The 26,575-nt window shown below is 64.6% G+C and carries 26 protein-coding genes; 15 read left to right on the forward strand and 11 right to left on the reverse strand.

What is annotated here, in order from left to right; all coding sequences use genetic code 11:
- Position 1 precedes the first annotated feature (1 nt).
- On the forward strand, positions 2–955 hold the full coding sequence (locus INQ48_37030) for an acetaldehyde dehydrogenase (acetylating) (GenBank protein ID QRF61013.1): 954 nt from the start codon (positions 2–4) through the stop codon (positions 953–955).
- 10 nt (positions 956–965) lie between these two features.
- Positions 966–2,018, forward strand: a complete 1,053-nt coding sequence (gene dmpG, locus INQ48_37035) for a 4-hydroxy-2-oxovalerate aldolase (GenBank protein ID QRF61014.1) — start codon at positions 966–968, stop codon at positions 2,016–2,018.
- A 118-nt stretch (positions 2,019–2,136) separates the two neighbouring features.
- On the opposite strand, the gene INQ48_37040 is transcribed toward dmpG, so the two are convergent.
- The 3 genes from INQ48_37040 to INQ48_37050 form a co-directional block, all read right to left on the reverse strand.
- Positions 2,137–4,692 carry a TonB-dependent siderophore receptor gene (locus tag INQ48_37040; GenBank protein QRF61015.1) on the reverse strand — a complete coding sequence of 852 codons (2,556 nt, stop codon included), beginning with the start codon at positions 4,690–4,692 and terminating at the stop codon, positions 2,137–2,139.
- 86 nt (positions 4,693–4,778) lie between these two features.
- Positions 4,779–5,795 carry a FecR domain-containing protein gene (locus INQ48_37045; GenBank protein QRF61016.1) on the reverse strand — a complete coding sequence of 339 codons (1,017 nt, stop codon included), beginning with the start codon at positions 5,793–5,795 and terminating at the stop codon, positions 4,779–4,781.
- Entirely contained in the window at positions 5,792–6,301 is a 510-nt protein-coding gene (locus INQ48_37050; protein ID QRF61017.1) for a sigma-70 family RNA polymerase sigma factor, read from the reverse strand. The genes INQ48_37045 and INQ48_37050 overlap by 4 nt, the downstream gene beginning before the upstream one ends.
- Before the next feature lie 446 nt (positions 6,302–6,747).
- On the opposite strand from INQ48_37050, the gene INQ48_37055 reads away from it, so the two are divergent.
- Positions 6,748–7,050, forward strand: coding sequence for a CopG family ribbon-helix-helix protein (locus INQ48_37055; GenBank protein QRF61018.1), 303 nt, complete (start codon positions 6,748–6,750; stop codon positions 7,048–7,050).
- On the forward strand, positions 7,038–7,334 hold the full coding sequence (locus tag INQ48_37060; protein QRF61019.1) for a type II toxin-antitoxin system RelE/ParE family toxin: 297 nt from the start codon (positions 7,038–7,040) through the stop codon (positions 7,332–7,334). The genes INQ48_37055 and INQ48_37060 overlap by 13 nt, the downstream gene beginning before the upstream one ends.
- A 410-nt stretch (positions 7,335–7,744) precedes the next feature.
- Here INQ48_37060 and INQ48_37065 read toward each other — a convergent pair whose 3' ends face one another.
- Positions 7,745–9,199 carry an amidase gene (locus INQ48_37065; protein ID QRF61020.1) on the reverse strand — a complete coding sequence of 485 codons (1,455 nt, stop codon included), beginning with the start codon at positions 9,197–9,199 and terminating at the stop codon, positions 7,745–7,747.
- Positions 9,200–9,328: 129 nt separating this feature from the next.
- Between INQ48_37065 and INQ48_37070 the strand changes: the two genes are divergently transcribed.
- Positions 9,329–10,237: a LysR family transcriptional regulator gene (locus INQ48_37070; GenBank protein QRF63135.1), complete on the forward strand. Its 909-nt coding sequence runs from the start codon at positions 9,329–9,331 to the stop codon at positions 10,235–10,237.
- Between the two features lie 625 nt (positions 10,238–10,862).
- Here INQ48_37070 and INQ48_37075 read toward each other — a convergent pair.
- Positions 10,863–11,270, reverse strand: coding sequence for a helix-turn-helix transcriptional regulator (locus tag INQ48_37075; protein QRF61021.1), 408 nt, complete (start codon positions 11,268–11,270; stop codon positions 10,863–10,865).
- Between the two features lie 519 nt (positions 11,271–11,789).
- Positions 11,790–12,251, reverse strand: coding sequence for a winged helix DNA-binding protein (locus INQ48_37080; protein ID QRF61022.1), 462 nt, complete (start codon positions 12,249–12,251; stop codon positions 11,790–11,792).
- Between the two features lie 45 nt (positions 12,252–12,296).
- On the opposite strand from INQ48_37080, the gene INQ48_37085 reads away from it, so the two are divergent.
- Positions 12,297–12,725 carry a cupin domain-containing protein gene (locus INQ48_37085; GenBank protein QRF61023.1) on the forward strand — a complete coding sequence of 143 codons (429 nt, stop codon included), beginning with the start codon at positions 12,297–12,299 and terminating at the stop codon, positions 12,723–12,725.
- Between the two features lie 672 nt (positions 12,726–13,397).
- Here INQ48_37085 and INQ48_37090 read toward each other — a convergent pair.
- A complete protein-coding gene (locus INQ48_37090; GenBank protein ID QRF61024.1) occupies positions 13,398–14,171 on the reverse strand; it encodes a 3-hydroxybutyrate dehydrogenase in 774 nt (257 codons plus the stop codon).
- A gap of 216 nt (positions 14,172–14,387) precedes the next feature.
- Between INQ48_37090 and INQ48_37095 the strand changes: the two genes are divergently transcribed.
- From INQ48_37095 to rraA, 7 genes are all read left to right on the forward strand, one after another.
- Entirely contained in the window at positions 14,388–15,092 is a 705-nt protein-coding gene (locus INQ48_37095) for a TetR/AcrR family transcriptional regulator (GenBank protein QRF61025.1), read from the forward strand.
- 55 nt (positions 15,093–15,147) lie between these two features.
- Positions 15,148–16,149, forward strand: a complete 1,002-nt coding sequence (locus INQ48_37100; protein QRF61026.1) for a tripartite tricarboxylate transporter substrate binding protein — start codon at positions 15,148–15,150, stop codon at positions 16,147–16,149.
- 143 nt (positions 16,150–16,292) lie between these two features.
- Positions 16,293–17,528, forward strand: coding sequence for a thiolase family protein (locus INQ48_37105; GenBank protein ID QRF61027.1), 1,236 nt, complete (start codon positions 16,293–16,295; stop codon positions 17,526–17,528).
- 4 nt (positions 17,529–17,532) lie between these two features.
- On the forward strand, positions 17,533–19,167 hold the full coding sequence (locus tag INQ48_37110; protein ID QRF61028.1) for an AMP-binding protein: 1,635 nt from the start codon (positions 17,533–17,535) through the stop codon (positions 19,165–19,167).
- Positions 19,164–19,946: an SDR family oxidoreductase gene (locus tag INQ48_37115; protein ID QRF61029.1), complete on the forward strand. Its 783-nt coding sequence runs from the start codon at positions 19,164–19,166 to the stop codon at positions 19,944–19,946. The genes INQ48_37110 and INQ48_37115 overlap by 4 nt, the downstream gene beginning before the upstream one ends.
- On the forward strand, positions 19,943–20,764 hold the full coding sequence (locus INQ48_37120) for an SDR family oxidoreductase (protein ID QRF61030.1): 822 nt from the start codon (positions 19,943–19,945) through the stop codon (positions 20,762–20,764). Before INQ48_37115 ends, INQ48_37120 begins: the two co-directional genes overlap by 4 nt.
- A 53-nt stretch (positions 20,765–20,817) precedes the next feature.
- On the forward strand, positions 20,818–21,321 hold the full coding sequence (gene rraA, locus INQ48_37125) for a ribonuclease E activity regulator RraA (protein QRF61031.1): 504 nt from the start codon (positions 20,818–20,820) through the stop codon (positions 21,319–21,321).
- A gap of 164 nt (positions 21,322–21,485) precedes the next feature.
- Here the strand turns inward: rraA and INQ48_37130 are convergent, their stop codons facing one another.
- On the reverse strand, positions 21,486–22,079 hold the full coding sequence (locus INQ48_37130; GenBank protein ID QRF61032.1) for a TetR/AcrR family transcriptional regulator: 594 nt from the start codon (positions 22,077–22,079) through the stop codon (positions 21,486–21,488).
- A gap of 67 nt (positions 22,080–22,146) precedes the next feature.
- On the opposite strand from INQ48_37130, the gene bdcA reads away from it, so the two are divergent.
- The gene (bdcA, locus tag INQ48_37135; protein ID QRF61033.1) at positions 22,147–22,860 is read left to right on the forward strand and encodes an SDR family oxidoreductase; all 714 of its coding nucleotides are present in this window, start codon (positions 22,147–22,149) and stop codon (positions 22,858–22,860) included.
- A gap of 337 nt (positions 22,861–23,197) precedes the next feature.
- Positions 23,198–23,842, forward strand: a complete 645-nt coding sequence (locus INQ48_37140; GenBank protein ID QRF61034.1) for a carbonic anhydrase — start codon at positions 23,198–23,200, stop codon at positions 23,840–23,842.
- A gap of 171 nt (positions 23,843–24,013) precedes the next feature.
- Here INQ48_37140 and INQ48_37145 read toward each other — a convergent pair whose 3' ends face one another.
- The 3 genes from INQ48_37145 to INQ48_37155 form a co-directional block, all read right to left on the reverse strand.
- Entirely contained in the window at positions 24,014–24,271 is a 258-nt protein-coding gene (locus INQ48_37145) for a transposase domain-containing protein (GenBank protein ID QRF61035.1), read from the reverse strand.
- Positions 24,272–24,680: 409 nt separating this feature from the next.
- Entirely contained in the window at positions 24,681–25,094 is a 414-nt protein-coding gene (locus INQ48_37150; protein QRF61036.1) for a RidA family protein, read from the reverse strand.
- Positions 25,095–25,097: 3 nt separating this feature from the next.
- Positions 25,098–26,570, reverse strand: a complete 1,473-nt coding sequence (locus tag INQ48_37155) for a hypothetical protein (GenBank protein QRF61037.1) — start codon at positions 26,568–26,570, stop codon at positions 25,098–25,100.
- Between the last annotated feature and the right edge of the window lie 5 nt (positions 26,571–26,575).

Consider the following 26,575-nt stretch of genomic DNA (forward strand, 5'->3'; position numbering starts at 1 on the left):
CATGAACAAGATCAAAGCTGCCATCATCGGCAGTGGAAACATCGGCACCGATCTGATGATCAAGGCCCTGCGCGGCGCACGGAACCTCGAGGTGGTCGTGCTAGCCGGCATCGATGCAAACTCCGACGGCCTCGCGCGTGGGCGCCGCCTCGGCGTGGCAACTACCGACCAGGGGGTCGAGGGCCTCGCGCGACATCCCGCCTTCGGCGACATCGACATCGTGTTCGACGCAACCTCGGCTGCCGCGCACGTCCGCAACGACGCCTTCCTGCGCGAGCTCAAGCCGGCCCTCCGCATGGTGGACCTCACGCCGGCCGCCATCGGTCCCTACTGTGTCCCTGTGGTGAACCTTGAAGAACACCTGGACGCGCTAAACCTCAACATGGTCACATGTGGCGGTCAGGCGACCATTCCCATCGTGCATGCCGTCTCGCAAGTGGCGACCGTGCACTATGCCGAGATCGTCGCGTCGGTGTCGAGCCGCTCTGCGGGCCCGGGCACGCGGGCCAACATCGACGAGTTCACCGAGACCACGGCCCGCGCTATCGAAGTTGTGGGAGGGGCGAGGCGGGGCAAGGCCATCATTATTCTTAACCCTGCAGAGCCGCCACTGCTGATGCGCGACACCGTCTACACGCTGAGCGTGGGCAGTGACGAGGCCGCAATCGAAGACTCGGTGCAGGCCATGGTGGCGGCCGTGGAGGGGTACGTGCCGGGCTACCGCCTCAAGCAAGCCGTGCAGTTCGAACACATTCCGCCCGGGCAGGCGCTGCAGATTCCCGGCGTGGGAGGGCTTGCCGGACTGAAGACTTCCGTGTTCCTACAGGTGGAAGGCGCGGCGCACTACCTGCCGGCGTATGCGGGCAACCTCGACATCATGACCAGTGCCGCGCTCGCGAGCGGCGACCGCATCGCGGCGCGCCTGCTGGCCACCCGTGCCATGGCGAACGCGTGAGGAGAATTCCATGAATGACAAAAAGATCTACATTTCTGATGTGACCCTGCGCGATGGCAGTCACGCCATCCGGCACCGGTACACCGTGGAGCAGGTGGCGCAGATCGCGGCCGCGCTCGATGCAGCGGGCGTTGACTCCATCGAGGTCGCCCACGGCGACGGGCTCGCCGGCTCCAGCTTCAATTACGGCTTTGGCGCACACACCGACGTCGAGTGGATCGCCGCGGCGCGCAACGCCGTTCGTCGGGCGCGCATCGCCACCCTGCTCGTGCCAGGCATCGGCACCGTGCACGACCTGAAGGCCGCCCACGCGGCCGGTGCCAGCGTGGTGCGCGTGGCGACGCATTGCACGGAAGCCGACGTCGCAAAGCAGCACATCGAGACCGCGCGCGAGCTTGGCATGGACACCGTCGGCTTCCTCATGATGAGTCACATGACCAGCGCGGCAGAGCTCGCGCAGCAGGCGCTGAAGATGGAAAGCTACGGTGCCACCTGCGTTTACGTCGTCGACTCGGGCGGAGCCTTGGGCATGCAGGACGTGCGTGACCGCTTCCGCGCCCTCAAAGACGTATTGCGCACGGAGACGGCGACCGGTATGCATGCCCACCACAACCTCAGCCTCGGCGTAGCCAACAGCATCGTAGCCGTGGAGGAAGGCTGCGATCGCGTAGACGCGAGCCTGGCTGGAATGGGCGCCGGCGCCGGTAACGCGCCGCTCGAGGTCTTCGTGGCCGCGGCCGAGCGGCTGAATTGGGATCATGGCTGCGACGTCAAGGCGCTGATGGATGCGGCCGACGATATCGTGCGGCCATTGCAAGATCGGCCCGTTCGGGTAGACCGGGAGACTCTGTCGCTTGGCTATGCCGGTGTCTACTCCAGCTTCCTGCGGCATGCGGAAGCCGCCGCGTCACGTTACGGCCTGCCGGCCGTCGAGATTCTGCTCGAACTTGGACGGCGCCGTATGGTTGGCGGTCAAGAAGACATGATTGTGGACGTCGCGCTCGACCTCGCGCGGTCGCGTGACGCCGACTCCGCTACCGATGTCGCTGCGGCAGTCGCCTGATTGCCGGAGATTCCCGCACGACTTTCTGTCCATTCCCTGGGCCTGCGTCACGCTCTCTTCCACGAGTGGCTGTCTCGAGCAAGCCGAGCAGGTCATTTGCATGTGGCCGCGCGGCACGCTACCAACTGTACCCAGCGGTCACATAGACGCTGCGACGCTCGCCGTAGTAGCAGCCGGTCGACGACAGGCAGGTCGCCACATAGGTCTTGTCCGCAAGGTTGGACACGTTCAGCGCCAGGCGTAGGCCCTTGAGCGACGGGCGCCAGCGCCCGAGGTCCCAGCGCAGGGCCGCATCCATGAGGGTCACACCGGGCACGCGGAACTGGTTCGCGGCATCGCCGTAGGTGGTGCTGATGCGGCGCACGCCCGCGCCCAGCGACAGCCCGGGCGCGATCTCCATCGGAAAGGCGTAGTCCAGCCACAGGGCCGCCTGGTGCTCGGGCACATAGGGGAAGCGCTTGCCCAGGGTGCTGGCACCCGACGCGTTGGCGTTGGCACGCGTGACCCGGCTGTCGGTGTAGGCATAGGAGGCGATGACATCCAGGCCGCGCGTGAGCGGTGCCTTGGCTTCCAGCTCGAGGCCGCGCACACGCACCTCGCCGGTCTGCTCGCTGAACGATCGGCTCAGTGGATCCGGGGTCAGCACATTGCGCTGCGTCAGCTCATAGACGGCTGCCGTCACCATGGCCTTGGATCCGGCCGGTTGGTACTTCAGACCGGCCTCGATCTGCCGGCCCGTGGTGGGCTCGAAGGGATTGCCCTGCCGGTCGGTGCCGGCGGCCGGCTGGAACGAGGTGCTGTAGCTCAGGTAGGGCGCGAAGCCACTGTCGAAGTTGTACATGAGCGCGGCGCGCCCGGTGAACTTGTCGTCGTGCTGGTCGACGGGTGCCATGCGCGCCGTCGCGGTCGTCAGCGTGCGGGTGTCGGTGTCGGCCTTGTCGTAGCGGCCGGCCAGCACGAGGCTCCAGCGGTCCAGGTGGATCTGGTCCTGCAGGTAGAAGCCGGTCTGGCGACGCTTCTGGTCGATATGGGTCGCGACGCCGGGCACGGCGCCGGAATCGGTGCCGAAGACCGGGAGGTAGGCGTTGAAGGGCCGCGTGATGATGCGCAGGTTGGTCTCGTCGAACGCGGACTTCTCATTGGAGAAGTCCACGCCGGCGAGCAGCGTGTGCCGCAACGTGCCGGTGGCGAAGTCCGCCTGCAGCTGCGTGTCGGCGGTCAGCAGGCTGGCCTCTTCTGGAAAGGCCCATGCGTAGCGCAGCAGCGAGGACGGGTTGCAGGCCGCCAGGCAGACGGCCTGAATGCGTTGGGTGTACGCGTCGACCTTGCCGTAGCGCAGGTTCTGGCGCACCGTGAAGGTGTCGTTGAAGCGGTGCTCGAATTCGTAGCCCACGAAGCGCTGCCGGTTGCTGAAGCGGTCGTAGCCTGGTTCGCCGACGAAGGTGCGCGTGGGTAGGGCAGCGTAGCGGCTGGTGTCGAGGGTGCCCGCGGCGGGCAGTGCCGGCGCGCCGCCGCCACCAGGGGAGTCGAGCGACTGCCATTGGCCGAGCACCGTGAGACGTGTGGCGCTGGAAGGGCGGAAGGTCAGCGACGGGGCGAAGTAGGTCTTGCGCTCGGAAACGTGGTCGTAGGAGGTGTTGGCCTCTCGGTGCAGCGCGACCAGCCGGTAGCTCCAGACGCCATCGGCATCGATGGCACCGCCGAGATCGAGCGCTGCCTGGCGCCGGTTGTGGCTGCCGAACTGCAGCTCCACCTCGCGCACCGGCTCGAGCGTGGGGCGCTTGCTGACCATGTTCACCAGCCCGCCAGGCGTCGCCTGCCCGTAGAGCACCGACGACGGCCCCTTGACGACCTCGACGCGTTCCAGCCCCCAGGGCTCGATGCGCGGCTGCGAGTAGCCGCGCGCGCCGAAAGGCAGGCGCAGGTTGTCCAGGTAGCGCGCGGGCGGCGTGAAGCCTCGCAAGGTGAGCCAGTCCAGGCGCAGGTCGGTGTTGCCGTATTGAGCGACGATGCCCGGCGTATAGCGAAGGCTCTCGACCAGCGTGGTCGCGCCCTGCGCGTCCATCTGGTCGCGCGTCACGACGGACACCGACTGCGGCGTCTCCATCAGGGGCGTGTCGGTCTTGGTGCCCGAGACGCTGCGCCGTGCGATGAAGCCGGACACCGGGCCGGTGCCGGTCTCGCGGCTCGCCTGGGGCTCCACGACGATCGCCGGCAGCGACCCGGCCGAGGGCTGACCCGCTGCCGACGGGCTGGCGGGGCGCGATGCATCGCGCTGCAGGGAGTAGATGTTGTCGCCCGTGCGAGTCGCCCTTAGGCCGCTGCCCTGGAGGGCCGTTGCGAGCGCTTCCTGCAGGGTGAAGCGTCCGCGCAGGCCGGGGCTGTCGAGCCCGGCGGTGAGGGATGCATCGACCGACAGCAGGATGCCCGACTGGCTGGCGAGCTGCGTGAGAACGCCGGCCAGCGGACCGGGCGCGAGGGCGTAGTCGCGCGCGGTCTGCTCCGTGGGCGACTGGGCGAGCGCCGGGTTGGCATGGAGGACGACGACGGCGGCAGGCAGGATGGCGAGCGCCGTGCCCAGCGCGCGCGCCGCGAGGGTGGTACGACGCAGGCGTGAGCGGGGCGGTCGCGCGGGGCGCACGCCATGGAGGGAGGAAGTCGAGAGGTCGCGCATGGAGGCTTTGAGCAAATGGAAGGGTTGGTACCTTCCTTGCCACGCGACGGTCGCAAAAGGGGAACCCGCGCCGCGAATTTTTTTTTTCAGTGGCGGTTGTCGGGGCCCTGCGCGGGCTCGATGGTCACCCACCATGGCAGCACGCGGTTCACCCGTACCGGGAGGGTGGCTTGAAGCGCCGCGAGGATCCGGTCGGTGTCGGCCAGCGGATAGCTGCCCACGATCCGCAGGTCGCGAACCGCCGGGGCGCAGGCGAGGTGGCCGCGCCGGTGGCGCGCCAGCGCATCGATGAAGTCGCCCAGGCGCATGTCGTTGGCGACAAGCTGGCCGCGCGTCCAGCTGTCGCTGCCCGCGTCCGCGGCCGCCGGTGCTTCGACGCGGTCGACGAACAGCCGGGTCTGCTCGTTGGCGCGCAGCGTCCGCGACGGCCCGCCCCGGGCGGGCTGGACGCGCACCCCGCCTTTGAACACCGTGACGAGTGCCGCGTCGGCAGCGTTGCCGTCGCCCTGCACGGTGAAGCGCGTGCCCAGCGCCGTGAGCCGTCCCTGGGCGACCTCGACGACGAGCGGTCGATCCTCCCAGGCGGGGTCGTGTCCCGTGGACACCAGCACTTCGCCGGCATGCAGGAGGATGCGCCGATGGGTCGTCGTGAAGTCGACATCGACCGCCGAAGCGGTGTTGAGCCAGAGCCGGCTGCCGTCCTCCAGCGCGATCTCACGGCGTTCGCCGGTCTGCGTGCGGTACGTTGCCACCCATGCGCGCCAGGGCATTTCGCGTTCGAGCAGCCAGCTGGCCACGCCGGCAACGGGCAGCAAGGCCAGCACGCGCAGCGCGCTGCGACGGCGGCGCGTGGCCGTGGCCCTCGTGTCTTCGAGGATCTGGCGCGCAGGGAGATGGCGCACGGACGAGAAGTCCCGGGACACGGCCTCGACCTGCTGCCAGGCGGCACGCGCGCCGCCATCCTTGCGCAGCCATGCTTCCCAGCGCAGCCGGTCGCTCGCGGTGGCCGATTCGGACTGCAGCAGGGCGAACCAGGTCGCCGCCTGCTGAAGATGTTCGAACGTCGCCCGGGGCTGTTCCGGGTGCGCCGAGACTGCGGTCATGGCTCCTGCGCGAGAAGAAGGCACTGCAACATCGCCTGGGCCATGTATTTCTTGACCATCCGATCCGACACGCCGAGTTCGAGTGCGATCTCCGCGTAGGTCCGACCGTCGATCTGCGACAGCAGGAAGGCCTTGCGTGCCTTGTCGCTCAGCGTGTTCAGCATGGCGTCGATCCGGCACAGCATTTCCACCGCGATCATTCGCTCCTCGGGGGAGGGGGCGAGGAGCTCGGGCTGTGCGGCGACCGCTTCCGCCCAGGCGCGCTCCACGTCGGCGCGGCGCCAGTGGTTGACGATCACGCCGTGGGCGAGCGTGCGCAGGAATGCGCGTGGCTCGCGCACCTGCGCCAGCTCGCGCGAGGTGATGAGCCGTACGAAGGTGTCGTGCGCCAGGTCCGCGGCCTGGGAACTGCCGCTCAGCCTGCGCAGGAACCAGCCGAGCAGCCACCCATGGTGCTCGCGGTAGATGCTGTCGATCAGCGCGGGGGCTGGCAGGGGGGCGGACATGGGAGCACGAAGGCGTGACAAATAGGAATGGTTCTTATTCTAAAGAATTACATCCTCCGGCATGCCGATGCCGTCGTCGAAGGTTGAAAATCAACTAACGGCGTGGCGCGTTAGCGCATCGGGCTCAATCACCGCTGCGCCAGTACCTCTTGCCGCCAAAGGGGGGGCAGGATCGGCTGTCGCCGACACGCGCCGTTCAGATTGCAATCTCACCCGGTGACGTCAGGCCGCAAGCGTACTTAAAGCGCAATCGACTACCCGTGTCGTATTCGAGTACTGCATTTATCGCGATTGCATCGTTTAGGCTGCCATGCCCACCAAGAGGTGCCGGCGTTCGGCGAGATTTCGACCGCCCCCAATCACCGGACGCGCGGGGGGCCATGGGAACTCCGCGGGAACGCTGGTGCAACCGCCCGGATGAGCTGAAAGTTGATAAAGTATTACCCATGACTACCGCGAGTTCTTCTTCGTCCATCGCGCCCACGCCGGTCAAACTGGACCCCCAGCTCAAGGGCCGGCTCAAGCGTCTGGCCGAGGCGCGCCACCGTGCGCCGCACTGGCTCATGCGCGAGGCGATCGCGCAGTATGTGGAGCGGGAGGAAAAGCGTCAGGAGCTTCACGAACAGGCGGTGGCCGCCTGGGATGAGTTTCAGCAGACGGGTCTGCACGTTACGGCCGAAGAAGTGAGTGCTTGGTTGGCCAGTTGGGGCACGGACAACGAGCAGCCTGAGCCTGAATGCCACAAGTGAGGTTCACGCCTGCGGCGCTGCGCGACTTGCAGCGTTTGCGTGAGTTCTTGCGTCCAAAAAACCCGCAAGCAGCGCGGCGCGCTGCTCTAAGTATTTTGCAGGGCGTGAAGGTGCTGGGTTTGCAGCCGTTGATCGGACGGCCGCTGGAGGATTTGCCCCCTGAGTATCGCGAGTGGGTGATCGACTTCGGTAGCGGCGGTTACGTATCGCTTTACCGGTACGACGAAGACATCGATGTGGTCACGGTGCTGGCTCTGCGTCATCAGCGCGAGGCCGGCTACTGACCAGCGAATTCTGGTTTCGAGCGACTTGCTGACTCAGTGAATCTTGGGTGTTGCCCGCGCCATCGGCAAGATCTTCCTCTTGTCCACGACTGTTTGCTCCCGATGGTTACGGGGGCATGGCGGGAGTGGAGAGCGGCATTGGAATGAGGTGCCGTGCCTTGGCCGCAGTGACATCAGCACCTCACGAGCTCGCTCAGAACTCAGCAATCGTGTGAGATCTCGCTGTGCCGGACCAGTCCTCAATCTGGCGCGAGCGATCGAACCATCTCGCGCTGGATGCGCGCGACCTCGCAGTTCTTCGCGGTGACCGATACGCAGCGCGTGCTGTCGCCATCGGCGGTCGGCGGTCGTTATAGCCCCGCGATCCGTACCGAGCCGGCAGGTAGTGCCATCGCCTTCTTGTGATGCCCTCAAGCCGCACTAGCCCACACCGCGGGTCGGCGCGCCGCCCAGGGCATCGTCTGTTCCAGTTGCCCGGCCAGCCGCAGCAGCAGGTCTTCGCGCGCAAAACCCCCCATGAACTGGATACCGATCGGCAGACCGGTCTCAGGATCGACGCACAGCGGCATCGACATGGCCGGCGTGCCGGCGACATTGGCTGGCGGCGTGAAGGGCGTGTGGCGGAAGACCCGTGCGGTCCAGTCGAGGCCGCTCATGCGCTCGGCACCTTCGCTGTAGGTGCCGAGCGCGCCCGGCATCTCGGGCAGCGTGGGGGTCATGAGCACGTCGATGTCGTTGAACCAAGCACCCACCGCGCGCGATACGGTGTTGCGCACTTCGAAAGCCGCCGCGAAATCGACCGCGCGAGCCTCCTGGCCGTAGCGATAGTTGGCAAGCGTCGAAGGCTCCAGGGTGCTCGCAGCGATCGGACGCCCCGTGGCGGCGGCGAGCCCGTCGATCCAGCGTACGAGCGTTGCGCACCAGATCTGCGCGTTGGCATGCACGAAGGCTTCCCACGAGACCCCCAGCACGGGCGCCACCTCCTCAACGTGATGACCGAGCGATTGCAGATGGACGGCCACGTCGCGCGCGGCCTGTGCGATGGGAGCGGCCGTCTGCGCGCCGTTCCAGGGATGCAGCATGAGCCCGATGCGGAGCCTGCCGGGATCACGTCCGACCTGAGACAGGAAGCCTTCGGCGGGCGCCGGCGTGTAGTACGGATCGCCGCGCGAGTAGCCCTGCACCGCGTCCATCAGCGCGGCGCTGTCACGCACGGAGCGACTCAGACCCAACTGCACGCCCAGACCGCCGAAGACTTCATCCAGCGCCGGCCCGTTCGAGGTGCGCCCGCGCGTCGGCTTGAGACCGAAGAGCCCGTTGTAGGCGGCGGGAACCCGGATCGAGCCGGCCGCATCGGTCGCGTGCGCGATGGGCACGATACCCGCGGCCACCGCCGCGCCCGAGCCGCCACTCGAGCCGCCCGCGCTCAACCTGAGGTTCCACGGATTGCGGGTCGCGCCTTGCCGCACCGACTCGGTTTCGGTACTGAAGGCCATCTCGGGTGTGGTCGTGCGCCCGACCGTGACGAGGCCGGCACGTCGATAGTGGCGCATCAGCAGCGAATCGTCCGCGGCGACCAACCCTTCGGCGAGACGGCTGCCAAGTTCGCAGCGCCGGCCGGCCATCTGGATCGCAAGGTCCTTGATGAGAAACGGCACGCCTGCGAGCGGACCGTTCGTGGACGTCGCGGTGGCGAGGTCCGCCTCTTCGGGCACCCACTGCTCGACGACGGCATTGACGGCGGGGTTGACCGCATCGGCCGCCTCGAGGGCCAGGGCGGCGAGTTCGGCCGGCCGCACGTCGCCCTTGGCCACCAGGCGGGCCAGGTCGACGGCGTCGAGATTCGCGTATTCGCTCAAGTTCATGGTGTTCTTCCGTGGCAGTGAAGCACTGAAGATAAGCATGGGCGGCCAACTTGATTAGCCCATCCGAGTGGCAAGAATTGGCCCATGGATGGAACAATGCGGACCGATGCCATCGAAGAGGTCACCGCTATGAGAAGAGATGTGAACGACACCCTCGTGTTCGTGCGGGTGGTGCAGGAGGGCAGCTTCACCGCGGCGGCACATGCGCTGCAGATACCGAAGACGACGGTCAGCCGACGGGTCCTCGAGCTCGAGAAGCATGTCGGTGCTCAGTTGCTGAGGCGCACCACGCGCAAGCTCAGCGTCACCGAGGCCGGTGCGATCTACTATGAAAACTGTAGAGGCATCGCCGCGACGCTGGAGCACGCAGAGGGAGAGGTCCACAAGCTGCGCGACGGCCCGCGCGGCTGGCTCCGCTTGACGATGCCCTATTCATTCGGCGTCGACTGGATCGCTCCGCTGCTGCCGGGCTTTCGTGCGCGCTACCCCGACGTGAAGATCGAGATCGTCGCATCGCATGCAACGCTCGACCTGGTCGAGTCCGAGATCGACATCGCGCTGCGCCTGGGCGAACTGCCCGACTCCAGTCTCGTCGCGCGCCGGCTCGCGAGCTTTCCCTCGGGTGCTTTCGCGAGCCCGGCCTATGTCAAGCGCGCCGGCCTTCCCACATCGCCGGAGCAACTGTGCGAGCACCGCACACTCACGTTGCATCAGGCGCGTCGTGACGTGGGGTATGTGTGGCCCATGCGCAAGGGCACGGGCAAGCCGCGCGGATTTCTCGTCCATCCCGTCATCGTCGCGAGCGATCCATTTTTCCTGCATCCCGCGCTGCTGCAGGGTGAAGGTATTTCCCTGGCGATGGAGATGAGCATGGCGGCCGACGTGAAGGCGCGCCGGCTCGTGCGCGTGCTTCCCGCGTGGTGGGGACCGCCGCAGGAGCTGAATGCCCTGTCGTCACGTGCGCATTTGCCGTCGCCAAAGGTGCAGGCGTTCATTGCCTACATGAGGGAGCAACTGCGCTTCCCTTTGGCCGATTAACTCGGGGCAGGCTTCGTTTGACCCACCATCGAGGCCGGGTCTCTGGAAGGACCTCCGCGGTGACCACCCTCGGCAGTTCCCCGGAGAGGACCATCGACAAGCAGGGTCTGGATTGGGCCAGCGCGGCTGAGGGGGAAATGTACGCCGTGACGCCACGGTCTTGGTTTCAGCGCACGATCATTCCAAAGCCGAGCCCAGCAGAGCAATGTAGAACGTCGAAGGCAGCGACGCTGGCACTGCACCTCTGGTGCCGGAGTGCTCCCTCCCGCATTCGTATTGTCTCGGTTGTACTTTGGCTCGCCGTCGATCACCTAGGTAGACGACTCGTCGTCGTTGATGGGCGGATGGCTGCCCGACAAGGCCGGTCAAGGCCCGGCGGTTCGGGAACAGTGCTCGTTGGTGGATGTCGGCCATCCGCTCAACCAGTGCACGCCTATTGATCTAGGTCGCAAGCAAGTCCGTTTTACTGGAGATCGCAGCGTGCCCGCACCGTATGACCAGTTCGTATCGCAAGACCAAAAAGCCGACGTTTGGCCGCCACGAGCACCATGTCTTCGCCGACCGCTGCAAGCAACCCGTTGACGATTTCAGGCGAGGTGATGGCCTCCCTCTTGCCTTTAATCGGTCACCACGGCTGCGGCTCACCGAACGCATTCTCAGGAAATTCCAGCTCGGCTCGCGCGACAAGTTCGGCCGGAAACGCAAACAGAGTCTGCGGGTGACGCTGGCCCCGCTCGACCTCGCGCGCGAAACGCTGATGACGGCGCTCGATGCTGGCAGAGTTTGTCTGTGCTGCAAGAAGGGCAACGTCCGCCGCCATACCCAGTTGCGCAAGGATGCGCATGTAGGTTCCCATTGTGACGGTGGGTTCGCCACGCTCGGCCGCACCGAGCGTCGTGCGAGAAATGCCAAGCTCGCGAGAAAGGCTCAGCGCTGTCAGTCCGCGGGCACGGCGCACAGACGCCAACCGCTCGCCGAACTGGCGCAGCAGTTCACTGGAAGACGAGGAATCAAGTTTGACCGCAGCAGACATGCTGTTCAGCTTTTCAATCGATCTACTTTTAACGCTAGAGATTCTGCACCTTTGCCAGGGCCCTCCCGCTCATCGGGTCTCGTGCCTTCTCGTCGTCGATGGGGAACTGCACGACCTCGCCTAGAAGCACGCTCGCAGCTCGAGCTGTCGAGTGAGTGGCTCGACAACGCAAACGTGCCATCGCTATCTCGAGGATCATCTGCACTCGACCTTGCCTGGCCCTCACACCTTGCATATCCAGGACTTCAGGTAGAGCTCGAGCTCCGCCTTTCAGAATTCGCCGCGGCGGCGCTTGCTTGCGAGATCGTGTGTTTTGTGTTGGGCAGAGCAGCGCACTCATTCGAAATCGGTCAAGCAACTTTCGGTCCCCGTGGGCATCGCGGCGTTGTGCCTGAACCGGCCAGGTTGCGCCGACCCACAGTGCAAGGGGATCGGTGCCGTACGGCCGATGGGGCGATTCGATGGCTTGGTTCGACTGACGCCTCTGTCCAAGCCCGATCTCGCTTCACCGCTGCGAGATCAGCAGCCTGCGAGTTCGCTCAGAACCTCATAGAACGCCCGAAACTTCACTGCGCCGAAGCGAGCTTCCCATTCACGCTCGATCGACCTGACCGTCTCGCGCTGGATGCGTGCGACTTCCCAGCCCTTCGCTGTGAGTGATACACGGCGCGTGCTCGTGCCATCTCCGTGCGATCGCTCAAGGTAACCCAACGATTCGAGTTGGGCCAGCAGATAGTTCATCGCCTGTTTCGTCGTGCCCGCGCGTTTCGCGAGATCGAGCGGGCGTTCGTTCTCGGGCGGTGGAAACCGGAACACTTTGAAGTGCGCGACGAGGACGTCCGGATGGCCAGCAGCCGCCAGTTCGGCTTCAAGGCGGCGCTCCACCTGGGTGAGGACAAAGCGAAGCCTTGCACCGATCAATGGATCGTCAGGGTTCGTATCGGCGAGCAGGATCTTCGCATCGGCGGCTTGACGTGGCATCGATTTTTGGTAAAGTCACTTTACTTCATTGTAAGAAAGACCTGCATGCTGCGCCAAGACAAGATCGTCATCGGCTCCCTTTCAATGCAATTCCTCGTGGATGGCAACGACACCGGCGGGCACATGGCGATGGCGGAGATGATCGTGCAACCCAACGCGAAAGTACCGCCCCCCCATCGGCATGCGGATGTCGACGAAACGATCCATGTGCTGGAAGGTTCGCTCACCTACCGTGTGGATGACGAGGTTCGTACGCTGAACCAGGGCGACCACTGCTTTTCGCCGCGCGGAAGCGTCCACCATTTCAGCAATGCAGGCGATGTGCCGGCGCGAGCACTTGTCGTGTTCTCACCCGCGAAGATCGGGCCCGCTTACTTCTCGGAGGTTGCGCAGGTGCTCGGTGCGGGCGGGCCGCCCGACCTCGTCGCGCTGAAAGCGGTCATGGGACGGCACGGGCTCGCGTTGGCGCCCTGAGATCTGCTGCGAAGCGATCAGCCTTCACGCGGCTGCCCTCCGCCTGCTGCTCGAGCTGAACACACGCGCGTACCATGGGTTATCAACGATTAAAGGGCGCGTCTGTCCAGGCGATTCGACTGGCTCAGCACGCCGCTTCTTGCCGCCGACGCAGGCTTGAAACACGGTCAGTAGCAGCGTGCGGGGGTTCACAGCCCCGCGGGAGACGAGCGGGGCAGTCCCGGCCCGAAGCCAACGAGCGCCAGGCCCGCCCAAGATGTCATCGTGGCACGGGGCACATCCACGGCGAGCCCAATCGCTGTGCCTCTCGCACCGTCACCAGCACGGGAGGCCGGCGACAGTCTCGTCGCCAACGACCGTGAGAAGGCGGCGCCGCGGCCGCCGACTGTTGGGCTGCTAGATCACCGGGGTGCTGTCGCAGGACACGCAATGTTGCTTCAGGTCAATTAGGAGCGAGCTCAGCTTCTGAGTGTCAACGCCGAGAAAGCTGATGCATCCGACCGCTGTCGGGGCATGTGATTGAGCTCGAATGGGTGTGAATTGAACCATGGAGGCCAGCGACGGTGCCAATGCCGGTTCGCCGGGGCGGAAAGTTCTGAGTCCACGGCATTCACGCAAGGGAAGAATCTATCCCCATGTCGCGTTCATGTGTCCCTGGTGAGCATAGGACGGCTATTGGGCCGTCCAGCCTCCATCCATGGCCCACGCAGCGCCGCGGACTTGATCCGCGCTCGGCGAACACATGAACACGGCTAGTTCGGCCAATTGCTCGACGGTGACGAAGTCCAGGGAAGGTTGCTTCTCGCCGACCATCCTGACCCTCGTCTCGTCGACCGAGGCGCCGTCGAGCCTGGCTCGATCGTCGATCTGCTTTTGCGCCAAGGGCGTGAGCGTTGCCCCAGGGCAGATCGCGTTGCAAGTGATGCCGGTGGTTGCGGTCTCGAGCGCAACGGCCTTGGTCAATCCGACGATGCCATGTTTCGCCGCCACATAGGCTGACTTCTGCGCCGAGGCCACCAGGCCGTGGGTCGATGCCACGTTGATGATTCTTCCCCAGTTGGCTGCGCGCATGGCTGGAAGTGCCAGTCGCGTGGTATGGAAAGCGCTTGAAAGATTCACCGCGATGATTTCATCCCATCGTTGGACCGGGAACGCCTCGACGTTCGCCACATGCTGGATCCCCGCGTTGTTGACCAGTATGTCGACGTGACCGAAGCTGGAAGCGCAAAACTTCATCATATCTTCGATCTGCGCGGGGTCTCGCATGTCGGCCTCGTGGCGCATCGTTCTGGCACCGCTTGCCGAAAGTTCGCGTTGGGCGGCGTCGATGTCGCCGAGCCCGTTGAGAACGATGTTCGCGCCTTGACGCGCCAGCGCCTTCGCGATGGCCAGGCCAATGCCGCTGGTCGAACCCGTGACCAGCGCTGTCTTTCCTTCGAGATTCAATTGGACCTCCTATTACACGTGCAGCTGAGTTGAAGAGGTGTTTTCGCGGGCATCTTTCCCTCTCCAAACACCGGTAAAAACGACATAGGTAACAACGTTATCCTAAGCGAGGTATCGAATCCAAGAAGGTCGAAACGGGCAAGGGTTTGACCCTAGATGGTCGGAAGGTAACTTCGTTACCATCAAGGATAACAAAGTTACCTGCAAGTTCAAGGCATGACCAAACTCATCGACGCGAAGGCGAAGGCGCAAGGGCCGACATCTCTCGCGAGCGAACGCATCATTCCCGATCATCTGCGCGATCGACTGTCGCCCGTCGTGATGGAGACGTACGCCGCCGGCGATTTCCACCGTGCCGATATGCGAACGATCGCGCGCGAAGCCGGGATGAGCTTCAGGACGATCTACAGCTACTTCGGAGACAAGGAGGCGCTACTGTTCTGGTTCATCCAGCATTGGCTCGAAGGTCTGTATCCGGCGTCATTCAAGCCGCTCGAAGGAGAGGGCGACGTCAGGACAAAGCTGCTCGGCGTGCTGCAGATGCATCTGGAGTTCTACGAGAGGAACCCCAGTGTGGGCCGCATCATCTTCATGACCGTTCCGCTCGAGCGTTGGATGCGTGACCCGAGCTATGCGCAGTCCGGGATGATGAAGCGCCTGCTTCACACGATCAACGAGGCGCAAGGCCAAGGCGAACTCCGAAGCGACATCGACAGCCGAGTGGTGCTCGATGCCTTCAACGCCATCTTCAACCGGGCCTTCCTGATGTGGGAGTACCGCCGTCGAAGCTATTCCCTTTCGGCGCAAGCGGCGCCGCTGATGTCGATCCTCTGGGGCGGAATCATGGCGCCGGGCAAGAGACAGGACTCGGCATCCCCGCTTCCGGCGAAAGCACCTGCGCGAAAAAAGACGGTGAAGTGAAGACCGGCGCCCAGCCTCATCGCGCAATCAACCCCAAGAAAAACAGGAGACATGCATGAAGGTATCGAGTTTCTATTTCTCCCGGCGACACCTCTCGACAGCGCTGATTGCGCTCGCGGGAGTCATCGTTCTAGGCGCGCCAGAAGCGCGCGCGCAGCCCGCATCCGACAAGCCGCTGCGCATCATCGTCTCCGCCCCCGCGGGCGGAGGCTCGGACATCGTCGCTCGCATTTTGGGTGACGGGCTGCAAAAGGAATTGCGCCAGACGGTCGTGGTCGACCCCAAGCCGGGTGCCGGCGGCGCGATCGCAGTCAACGACCTGATGCACTCACCGCAGGATGGATCGGCGGTGCTGGTCGGCATCAGCGGCATGGTCTCCGAGGTACCGCATATCCTGAAGCTCAAAATCGATATGGCGAAGGAGATCAAGCCGCTCGCGGAATTCGCGCGCTTCGGCCTGGTGCTGGTCGGCCACCCCTCCGTGCCTGCCCGAACCGTGCCCGAGCTTGTCAGCTATGTGAAGGCGAATCCGGGCAAGGTCAGCTACGCCTCGTACAGCGCCGGCACGGTCGCGCACGTGGCGGGCCTGAAGCTGAACCAGGCCGCCGGCCTGGACATGACGCACGTCGGCTACAAGGGATCGGCACCTGGTCTCACCGACGTCATGGGCGGGCATGTGCCGCTGATGTTCGACGGCATGTCGACGGCACTGCCGATGATCAAGGCGAACAAGTTGAAAGCGTTCGCGGTGACTCTTCCGGAGCGTTCGCCGGCATTGCCCAACGTGCCGACGTTTCGCGAGCTCGGCTATCCAGGCATCGAGACGGTGGTCTGGATCGGCCTGTGGGTCACGCCGGGCATGCCGGCCGACGCGCAGGCGCGACTGCGCCAGGCAACGCTCAAGGTGATGGAACAAAAGGCCGTGCGCGACCGACTCATCGAATACGGTTTCGGCGTCGGTCAGCCGCGCACCCCGGAGGAACTGGTGACCTCCTTGCAAGCCGATTTCGAGAAGAACGGCGAGATGCTGCGAGCCATCAACTTCAAGCCCGAGTAGTCGCTGTGGTGCCACCCGCGAAAGCGCGGGCGGGCACTGTGGATGCGCGGCGCTCGCGGCTCGAGAGCCCGAGCGCCGCATCAATAACCGAGCTCGGCGCAGGTCTGCGCCTTCGAACGCTCCCTGGATCGAACCCCTATTCCATGCAACCTGTATTCATCGCCGGCACGGGCATGACCCGCTTCGGCAAATTTCTCGATCGCGGACTGAAGTCGCTCGCGGCGGAGGCAATCACCGCGGCGCTGTCCGACGCCGGAATCGAGCCATCGCAACTCCAGGCCGCTTATATGGGGAACGCGGCGGCAGGCGTGATGACGGGCCAGGTGCTGGTTCCGGGACAGGTGGTGCTTCGCGGCCTGGGGATCGGTCGCATTCCCGTGGTGAACGTCGAGAACGCATGCGCCACGTCGGCGACGGCGTTTCAACAGGCTTTCCAGATGATCGGACTGGGCGCTTACGACATCGTGCTCGTCGCTGGTTTCGAGAAGCTCTACAGCGAGGACAAGGCCCGCACGTTCTCCGTCTTCCAGGGCGCCGTCGACCTCGAGGCCATCGACGAGGTCTATGAAAAGCTCTCCCGAAGCCTTCACGAGACGAAGTCCGATGCCAACCTTGCGGAAGCGGGCAAGTCGCGCTCGCTCTTCATGGACCTGTACGCGAGCATGGCGCGCGACTACATGGCTCAAAGTGGGGCGACGCAGCGCGACTTTGCCGCGGTCGCCGCCAAGAACTCGTTCCATGGGAGTCTCAACCCGAAGGCGCAGTTTCAGGAAGTCCTCACCATCGAGCAGGTACTCGCTGCGCCTCTCATCGTGGATCCCATGACGCGGCCGATGTGTGCGCCGATCGGAGACGGCGCCGCGGCGCTCGTCCTGATGTCCGAAAGCGCGGTGAAGAGGCTTGGCATCCAGGAAAGAGTTCGTGTTCTCTCCTCCGTGCTGGCCTCTGGCTGGGACTACACCGACGATGACCCTGCACGGCTGGCGCCGGCTGTCGCGGCCCAGGCCTATGAATTGGCCGGTGTGGGGCCGGTCGATCTCGACCTCGTCGAGCTGCATGATGCCGGCGCCCCGGCCGAACTGATCTATTACGAGCACCTGGGGCTCGCGGCTTCGGGCGAAGCTGCTGCGTTGCTCGACAGCGGCGCGACGCGGCTGGGCGGCCGTGTCCCCGTGAACCCGTCGGGCGGGCTGCTGCGCAAAGGCCATCCGATCGGCGCTTCGGGGTGCGCGCAGTTGGTCGAGCTCACCGACCAGTTGCGCGGGCGTTGCGGTGCGCGTCAGGTGATCGGTGCCCGTACCGCGCTGGCGGAGAACGGCGGAGGCTGGATTGGCGACGATGCGGCGGCGATCGTCATCAGCGTGCTTCAGAAGGCGTGATGCAATGAGCAGCAAGTCCCACGTCAACCTGGCTTCGATCATTTCGGAGTTTGCCCGGTCGCAGCCGGAGCGCGAAGCGCTCGTGTTCGAATGCGGTGCGGCGCTGCCCGATGTCACGCGCACTTATGGCCAGCTATGGCGAAACGGCCAGGCCCTGGCGCGCGGCCTGCGTCGCCGCGGCGTGGGACCGGGCAGCGTGCTGGCGCTCCTGATGGCCAACCACGCCGAATTCGTCGACCTGCTGGTCGCTGCATCGTTGCTGCGCGCGGTCCTGGTTCCGATCGATCCACGCACCAAGGGGGAGAAACTCGCCTTCATGGTCGCCAATTCGAAGGCGACCGGACTGGTCGCGGCCGACTACGCGCTGCGTCACGTCGAAGATGCACTGGATGGCGCGGCCGAGGTGGCATGGGTCGCCGCGCTCCCCACCGACGAGGGCCCGGGCCGCGCCCTGTGGGCGCCGCGCGTCGAGTGCTACGCCGATCTTTGCCTGGACGCGGGTGAGGACCTGCCCCTTCCGGAGTCCAACGGCGCCGACAGGATGTTGATCCTTCACACCTCCGGCACCACGGGCGACCCCAAGGGCATCGTCATGACGCAGAGGCGCTTCTGCGAGACCGCCGCTGCCGCGCTGAGGGGATTCGGCTACCAGGCGAGCGACCGACTCTATTCCGGACTGTCGTTGACCCATGCCAACGCGCTGCAGGTGACCCTGGCGCCGGCGCTCCTGGGCGGCCTGCCCGTGGTGTTCTCGCGTCGCTTCACGCGCTCCAGGTTGTGGGACCTCACGCGCAGATACGGATGCACGACCTTCACGGTGCTGGGTGGCATGCCGACCTCGATCTACGCCGAGCCGGCGAAGGCCGACGATGCGGACAACCCCGTGCGGCTCGTCGTCTCGGCGGGGATGCCTGCCACCCTGTGGGAGCGGTTCGAGCGGCGCTTCGACGTACGGATCCTCGAGTTCTACGGATCGGCCGAAGGAGGCCTCGCGATCAAGCCATTGGGTGAAGGCCCCGTCGGCAGCATCGGCCGCATCGCGTCGCACTTCATCCATCGCATCGTCGACGACGCGGGCATGGATGTGTCGCAAGGCCATCCCGGCGAGCTCTGGCTGCGCCCTGCGGATGGCTCGCCCTTTCAGATCGAGTATGTCGGCGACCCCGAGGCTTCCGCTCGCAAGGGCGAAGGCGGGTGGCTGCACATGGGTGACGTGGTTCGTGAAGACGCCGACGGATGGCTGTTCTTCGAGTACCGCAAGGGCGGGGGCGTTCGCCGCAATGGCGACTTCATCAGCACCGCCTATGTCGAGAAGGCCATCGTCGATTCGGGCCTGGTCTGCGATGTGTTCGTGTATGGCATTCCGGCCGCCTCGGGTGCGGCCGGTGAAAAGGATGTCGTGGCTGCAGTCGTGTCGGCACCGGATGTGCAGCTCGACGTGCAGGCGCTCTTCCGATGCTGTCGCACGGCGCTCGAGGCGAACTTCGTGCCGAGCTTCATCCAGGTGGTATCGGAGATCCCAAAGACGGCATCCGAAAAACCCCTGGAACGCCTGCTCGCTCAAGCCCTGGTCGATCGCCCCGAAAACGTTCACACCGAGCGCAAGGCGCTGACGGACGGCGCGAGGGCGACGTCATGAAGCTGGACAGAAATGTGTCGGCCATCGTGACCGGTGCGAGCAAGGGCCTGGGTGCGGCAACCGCCATTCGACTGGCATCCTTGGGTGTCAAGGTGGCGCTGCTCGACCTGGACGTGGAGGCTGGAGAGTCACTGGCCCGCCAGATAGGGGGCGTCTTCTGCGATGCCGACGTGACGTCGGACGAAAGCGTCGAACGGGCGCTTGCTCGAGCCCGCCAGGCCAATGGCCAGGAACGCATCCTGGTCAACTGCGCGGGCGTCGTGCACGCCCACAAGGCCGCGGGACGCGACAAGCTCACCGGCGCTGTGCGGCACTACCCGATGGCCGAGTACGAGCGGGTGATTCAGGTCAACTTGCTCGGGACCTTTCGCTGCATCGCGAAGTCGGCGGCCGGCATGCTGGAACTGGACCGCTTGCCGAGCGGCGAGCGCGGCGCGATCGTCAACACCGCTTCGATCTCGGCGGACGAAGGCCAGATGGGGCAGGCCGCTTACGCCGCATCGAAGGCAGGCGTCGCGGGCATGACCCTGCCCATTGCGAGGGACTTCGCGGGCGAGGGCATACGGGTCAACGCGATCAAGCCTGGCTTCTTCGACACGCCGATGCTGCGGACAGGACCCGAACATGTGAGGCGAGCACTGGAGGCCTCGGTGCCGTTTCCGAAGCGCGTCGGCGAGCCCGGGGAGTTCGCCCAGCTGGTCGAGTTTCTCTTGACCAATGACTACATGAATGGTGAATGCGTGCGCCTCGATGGCGCGGTAAGGATGAGCCCGAGATGAGCCAACCTCTACAGTCCAGAATCGCGCTGATCTTCGGCGCGGGTGCGGCCGAAAGCGGCCCCGGAAACGGCGCGGCGATCGCCATCAGAATGGCAAGCCAGGGCGCGGTGGTGTTCGCTGCCGACAGAGACCTGGAGGCCGCGCGCCGCACCCAGCGGCTGGCGCGCGAGCAAGGGGGCCTCTGTGAAGTGATCGAGGCCGACGTGTGCAGCGAGCCCGCGATTCGCGAAGCGGTGAGCCGGGCACAGGAAGTCAACGGGAGCATCGATATTCTCGTGAACAACGTCGGCGTCGTGATCCAGGGCGGGCCCGAGGAGCTCAGTGTCGAAGATTGGGACCGTTCGTTTGCGTTGAACGCGCGATCGGCCTTCTTGGCCCTCAAGCACGTGCTTCCGATCATGAGCCGTGCGGGGCGAGGGGCCATCGTGCAGGTGTCGTCCATCGCGAGCACGCGCGCTGGCGTATCCGGCGCCTGCGCCTATCACGCGAGCAAGGCGGCGCTGAATGCGCTCGGGATGACCGTGGCGATGCACTATGCAGCCCGTGGCATCCGGTGCAACAACATCCTGCTCGGACTGATGGATACCGCGCTCGTGCGAGAGCAACTGGCGGGAGCCCATGCGCAAGGACTGGACCATCTGCTGAAGACGCGCAACGCGACTTGTCCGCCTGGCGCAATGGGCTCGCCGTGGGACGCCGCGGAAGCCGCGGCCTTCCTTGCGAGCGACGCGGCACGCTACATCAACGGCACGGACATCTTCGTGGATGGCGGACTGCACAACCAGATCGTCGCGCCGGTTTTCAAGTCCGGCGCCTGAGCCGCGCAGGCATCGAGCCCGGCCATCGAGCGACAGAACGCAAGGATTCGACCATGACATTCGCGACCGCGGATATTTCCGATGACGACCCGCTTTCGTGCGAGCTCTGCGATGCCCCTTTCCGTGATTTCGGACGGCGGCGCACCTTCTGGGGTCAAGCGGTGACGCTCAAGGTCCGTGATGACCACCGCGCCGGCGTCGAAGCCTGCCTCGAGCCTGGCCATGGAAGGATCCTGGTCATCGATGGCAGCGGCTCGCGTGCTGTCGCGCTGTTCGGCGGAACCATGGCATCCATCGCCGTGCGAAACGGTTGGGCGGGCGCCATCGTCTTCGGGGCGATCCGTGACGCCGAGGAAATCGCTACCTACGATCTCGGCGTCAAGGCGCTGTGCACGACGCCACGCAGTTCGGCGGTGAGATCTCCCCATGAGCGCGACGTCGCGGTGTCTTTCGGCGAGGTCACGATCGAGCCGGGTGCATGGATCTACGCGGACGCTGACGGCGTGTTGGTGCGCCAGGCTCGGTACGAACCGCCTGTCATTGCTTATCAGGTTTGACGGCGCTCAAAGGAGCGCGTCGGCAAGAAACGACGAATTGCGTTAGTTCAGCTTCTGGAGAACTGCATCCGAGACAGAGGCTCACGGGCCTCGGATGCTGATTGCCGGAGTCGAACGTGCTCGCACGGTGCCGGGTCGTGGATGCGCTGCACTCGCTCAGGAGTTCATGGTTCCAAAGCCTGCGAGATCGCCGCGCCGGCAAGTCTTGCGGTGGACAGCAAGCGGTCCAAGCCCTGACCGTGACGAGCGCTGGCCGACATGCCGGCCATGACAGTGCTCACGAAGTCCGTCAACCGGTCCGCTTCCAACGGGTGTTGCTTGGCAATGTACTGGTGAATCAGATCTTGCGCCGCGACGTGGTAGCCACAGGCAGCCTCGCGCGCATCCTGGTCGTTGCAGTGGGTGCCTTCGAGCACAAGACAGCCAGTGGCGGCGGCATCGGCGGCGTACGCACGTGCGGCGCGGTCTAAAACCTCCGCAAGTGACACTGCCAGAGGCCGTTCAGTGCTCAAGATCTGGGTGAGCGGGATAGCGCCGGTGGTGGCATAGCGCTCAAGGACACGCGCGTACAGGCTGGCCTTGCTCCCGAACGCCGCATAGAAGCTGGGCGGGTTGATGCCCAGCGCCTTGGTGAGGTCCACCACGCCAACGGCATCGTAGCCCCGCTGATGAAACAGTCGTTGGGCTGTGGCGAGTGCTTCGTCCGGGTCGAAACGGCGCGGGCGACCTCGGGCGCGAGAAATATTTGTAGTCGTCATTACAAAATCCTTGACTGCGCTGAAGTTGTTTTTGTATTCTCCACTACATTAATGTGAAGGAGCAATCATGTCGGCGTTCGAGGGCAAATCTGTGTTGGTGCTTGGCGGCAGTCGGGGAATCGGGGCAGCGATCGTACGGCGCTTCGCCCGGGACGGCGCGCAGGTGACATTCACCTACGCTGGCTCACCTGAGGCGGCACATTCTCTCGCCAGCGAAACAGGCAGCCGAGCATTCTTGGCTGACAGCGCTGACCGTGATGCGGTCATCGAACGGGTCCGGGCCAGCGGCCCGCTGGATGTGCTCGTCGTGAATTCGGGCATTGCCCTGTTCGGCGATGCGCTGGAACAGGACCCCGATGCGGTGGATCGCTTGTTCCGTATAAACGTCCACGCGCCGTACCACGCATCGGTGGAGGCGGCGCGGCGAATGCCCCAAGGCGGCCGGATCATCGTGATCGGATCGGTCAATGGCGACCGCATGCCGATCGCGGGCATGGCGTCGTATGCGCTGAGCAAGTCCGCGCTTCAAGGAATGGCTCGAGGGCTGGCGCGGGATTTCGGACCGCGTGGCATCACCATCAACATCGTGCAGCCGGGGCCGATCGACACGGAAGCTAACCCGGAGAACGGTCCAATGAAGGACCTGATGCACAGTTTCATGGCGATCAAGCGCCATGGTCGCTCGGACGAGGTCGCAGGCATGGTCGCCTGGCTGGCCGGGCCGGAGGCCAGTTTCGTGACCGGTGCCATGCACACGATCGACGGCGCTTTTGGGGCCTGAACCGGCCGCTCCGCCCTCGCGCGCTTCATCCTGGACGCGGTCGGTCGAGCTGTCACACGCGCGTAGCGTCGGGCCCGACGCGTCCACACGATGCTCGACTGTTGAGTTCCCTGGATTCCTGTCCCTCGGTCTCGCCGAGCTGTTCCATCAAGACCATCTTGCCGTGCATCGTCGATGCCGAGGACCTGTAACACGTCCTTGGCCAAGTCAATGGGAATAGCCGTGATATTCATAACGACGCCCCGGTTCAGGCGGTGGGTGACACCGCCACTTTGTCAGGTTCTCTCAACTGCGGGTGGAGGGCGTACGTCCCATTGCTTATGATTAGACTACGGCCATGCAAGACATCATTGCCGGCTTTCTTCGCTTCCAGGCGGAAATATTCCCCACTCGTAAAGAGCTCTTCAGGGAGTTGGCAAAGAGCCAGACCCCAAAGGCGTTGTTCATCTCGTGTTCGGACAGTCGGATGGTGCCCGAGCTCGTTACGCAACGGGAGCCGGGAGATCTGTTTGTCATGCGCAACGCAGGCAACATCGTTCCTTCATTCGGTCCAGAACCCGGAGGCGTCTCGGCAACCGTTGAGTTCGCCGTGTCAGCCTTGAAGGTCAGCGACATCGTCATCTGCGGGCATTCTGATTGTGGCGCCATGAAGGCGATTGCAACCTGTGCCTGCATGGACACGATGCCTGCTGTAAAGTCTTGGCTGCGCTACGCTGATGCCGCCCGCATGATCAATGAAGCGAAGCCTCACGCGGACGAACGCTCGCGCGTAGATGGCATGGTGCGGGAGAACGTACTCGCCCAATTGAACAACTTGCGAACGCACCCGTCTGTTGCGCTTGCAATTGCCCAGGGTACGCTGACTCTGCACGGCTGGGTCTACGACATTGAGAGCGGATCGATCGAAGCGTTCGAGATAGGGGCGAATCGTTTTGTGCCGTTGGCGAATCATCCAGCGGCTAGAAAGCTGGATAAAGCCTGATAGCGAGCCACCAAATCTCGTGTAGCAATGAATGGCACGCCTTTTATTCTGGAGCGATGGTGAGCCCAAGGCCGGACGCAGTCCGCAACCCGTGGCGGGGACCGCGGACTTCCTGAATGCCTTCGTCCGTGGATTGATGTTCGCGGCGCGTGGCCACTTCGGCGCCACGTATTACGTACCGATGGTGGTTGTCCCGCCACTAAAGATCGGCCACTTTTTCATCCCAGCGAAGCTCCGGGTGGGGCCGAAGTACGGAACACCGGCTCGAGCTCGAGTCATCGGCCGAAATCCCCGTCCTCGGCCACCAGCGATGCCGAAGCAGATCGTCAGCCGTTGGCGAGTATGCGCGTGGATGCGCGTCAGCACGTTGCGGAAGTACACCCGCGGATCCCGGCCATTGAGCTCGGCAGCCTGCACCAGGCTCATCATTGCTGACGCTCACCCGCAGGCGAGTGGCCGTCCACGAACAGCCAATTCTTCGTGTCGACTTTCCAGGGCTTGATCTGTCCGGTCGATCAGGTTTCCTTCGATGGACACCGCTCCATGCTGCAGGCGCTGTCAGGCGAGACAGCAAACTGCCCACTTGGCGACTTGGCGACTTGGCGACTTGGGGAGTCAAGCCTCTTGCTGGCGGGAGGCCATATGCAGCCAGGAGTGATGGAATCAGGTCGCAGGACTCTTTCAGAGCCGCCTCGAGCGTAAACAACAGCCGGTCGGCATTGTCGAGGCGGTAGCCCTCTTGCTTCAGCACGAAACGCAGAGCGTGGGGAAGTGACGGAGAGGACCCGCGCTCTTCGATCTTTTGAAGCCTGCTGTTGCCAATCTCTCCTCGTCAACTTTAATTCTGCGGCAGGTCTTCGTCAGCCGGATCCGGCAGCGAAAATACGGCCTGGGCCTCGATCACCGCGCCGAGCGGCAGCGAAGCGACACCTACCGCGCTGCGCGCGGGGTAGGGCGCAGTGAAATGTCCGACCATCCATGCGTTGACTAGCGGCCAGATCGACAGGTCGACGAGGTAGACGGTCAGCTGCACTGCATCGTCCAGACGTGATCCCGCGGCCTCCGCAATGGCCTGAAGGTTGCGAAACACCTGCTCGACCTGCCCCTCGGCGCTCTGGACCAGCGCCATCGTCCGAGGATCGATGCCGATCTGTCCAGCCGTGTGCACCATGCGTCCCGCGACGATGGCCTGTGAATAGGTTCCCATGGCGGCGGGCGCGTTCGGCGTGGCAATGGCGTGGCGGGCAGCCATAATTCACGCCTCCACCGGGGCCAGCGCATCGGCCCATTCGCGCAGCAGGCCCAGCGCGGTGAATAGTGCCTCGACCACGTGCCGCATGCGATCCTCGCGAAGCACCCCTTGGCGGTCCAGCGTGCCCAGGCCGGGCGTCAGCACGATGTTGCCGTCCTCGGACTGGATCAGCAGCACACCCATTCGCGCCATCATGTGGCTAAGCACGTGCGCGCCAGCGATACGGTCTTCGTTGCTGAAGATTGGAAGCCCGAAATCGGTCCCGCTCCAACTGCGCTCGTAGTTTATTTCGACGCCGCCGAGGTTATACGACTTGGTAATGAGAAAGCCGGGTCCCAACATGTTGGCATGACGTTCATAGGCTTCGAGAACGATGCGATGCGTCGCGTCGATCGGGCCGCTCAGCCGCTCGGGCTCATCGCGTAACACGCGCAGGACCTGCACCAGTGCTGCCAGCGACAGCCTGCCAGGGTCGACCGACGCATACACGCCTTTTCCGTGCGCCGAGCCAGGACCGAAGCGCTCGCTGTGCACGCCCAAGGCGCGGCGGACGTTCACCATGGCGTTTTCGCGACCGACAATCAGACCGCTGGTTGGCCCGCCCGCGACCTTGTCCATGCTGTAAAGCATCACGTCCGCACCGACGAGCCTCGGGTCAGTGCCCACAAACGGCACGCCCCATGCGTTGTCCACGATGTATGGCACTCCGAAATGCTGCGCGAGTTCGCCCACTGCCGCCTGGATCGCCGGCACCCCGTGGGCGTTCTTGTCACCATATCCGTAGCCAGGGGTATCGTAGCCCAGGGTGACGAAGCCAGCGAGGTCGGCCGCATGGATGTCGGCTGCAACGCGCAACGTCTCGACCGCGCGCAACGAATCGGTTTCCAGGAGCAGCGGGCACGGCGTCATCTTGGGGCCGTGCGCGTCATAGCGCGCGCCGGCCATCGGGACCATCACGATGTCTGTCTCCATGGCGCGACGCCCACCCAGGCCGAACTCGCCCGCAGTGGTGCCGCGGTCGGCGAAGATTTCCTTATAACGTGGAGGGAAGGGCCTTCCGTAGCTCAGGTGGTGCTCAGCATGCCGTTCGATAAGCCCGATACACCGCGCACGGTAGGGGGTGCCCCTGCCTAACTGCGGCGGAGTCAACAACGCGTCGTAGGCCACGCTCAATGCCGCCTCGCAGCTGTTGGCGACCGCGGCGTCGTAGCCATCGCCGTAGACCGATTTGACGAGTCGTCGGATCTCGTCCCCCAACGCCTTGGGTGACACGAAGTCAGCGGACACCGAAGACATCGCTTCGAGCACGTCCTGCCGGATCGAGCCCGGCAACGCCGAACTGGCACCCGAGGTGCCAATCAGGCCCTTGAGCTCGGTCGGTATCTGAAGCCGAGCGCCGGCTTGCGCGGCCAAGCCGCACAGCACCTCCCTGTCCTCCAGCAAGCGCGCGTAGAGATCCATTCGATGGACGGTCATGGCTG

The organism is Variovorax paradoxus (assembly GCA_016806145.1).
Lineage (GTDB): Bacteria > Pseudomonadota > Gammaproteobacteria > Burkholderiales > Burkholderiaceae_C > Variovorax.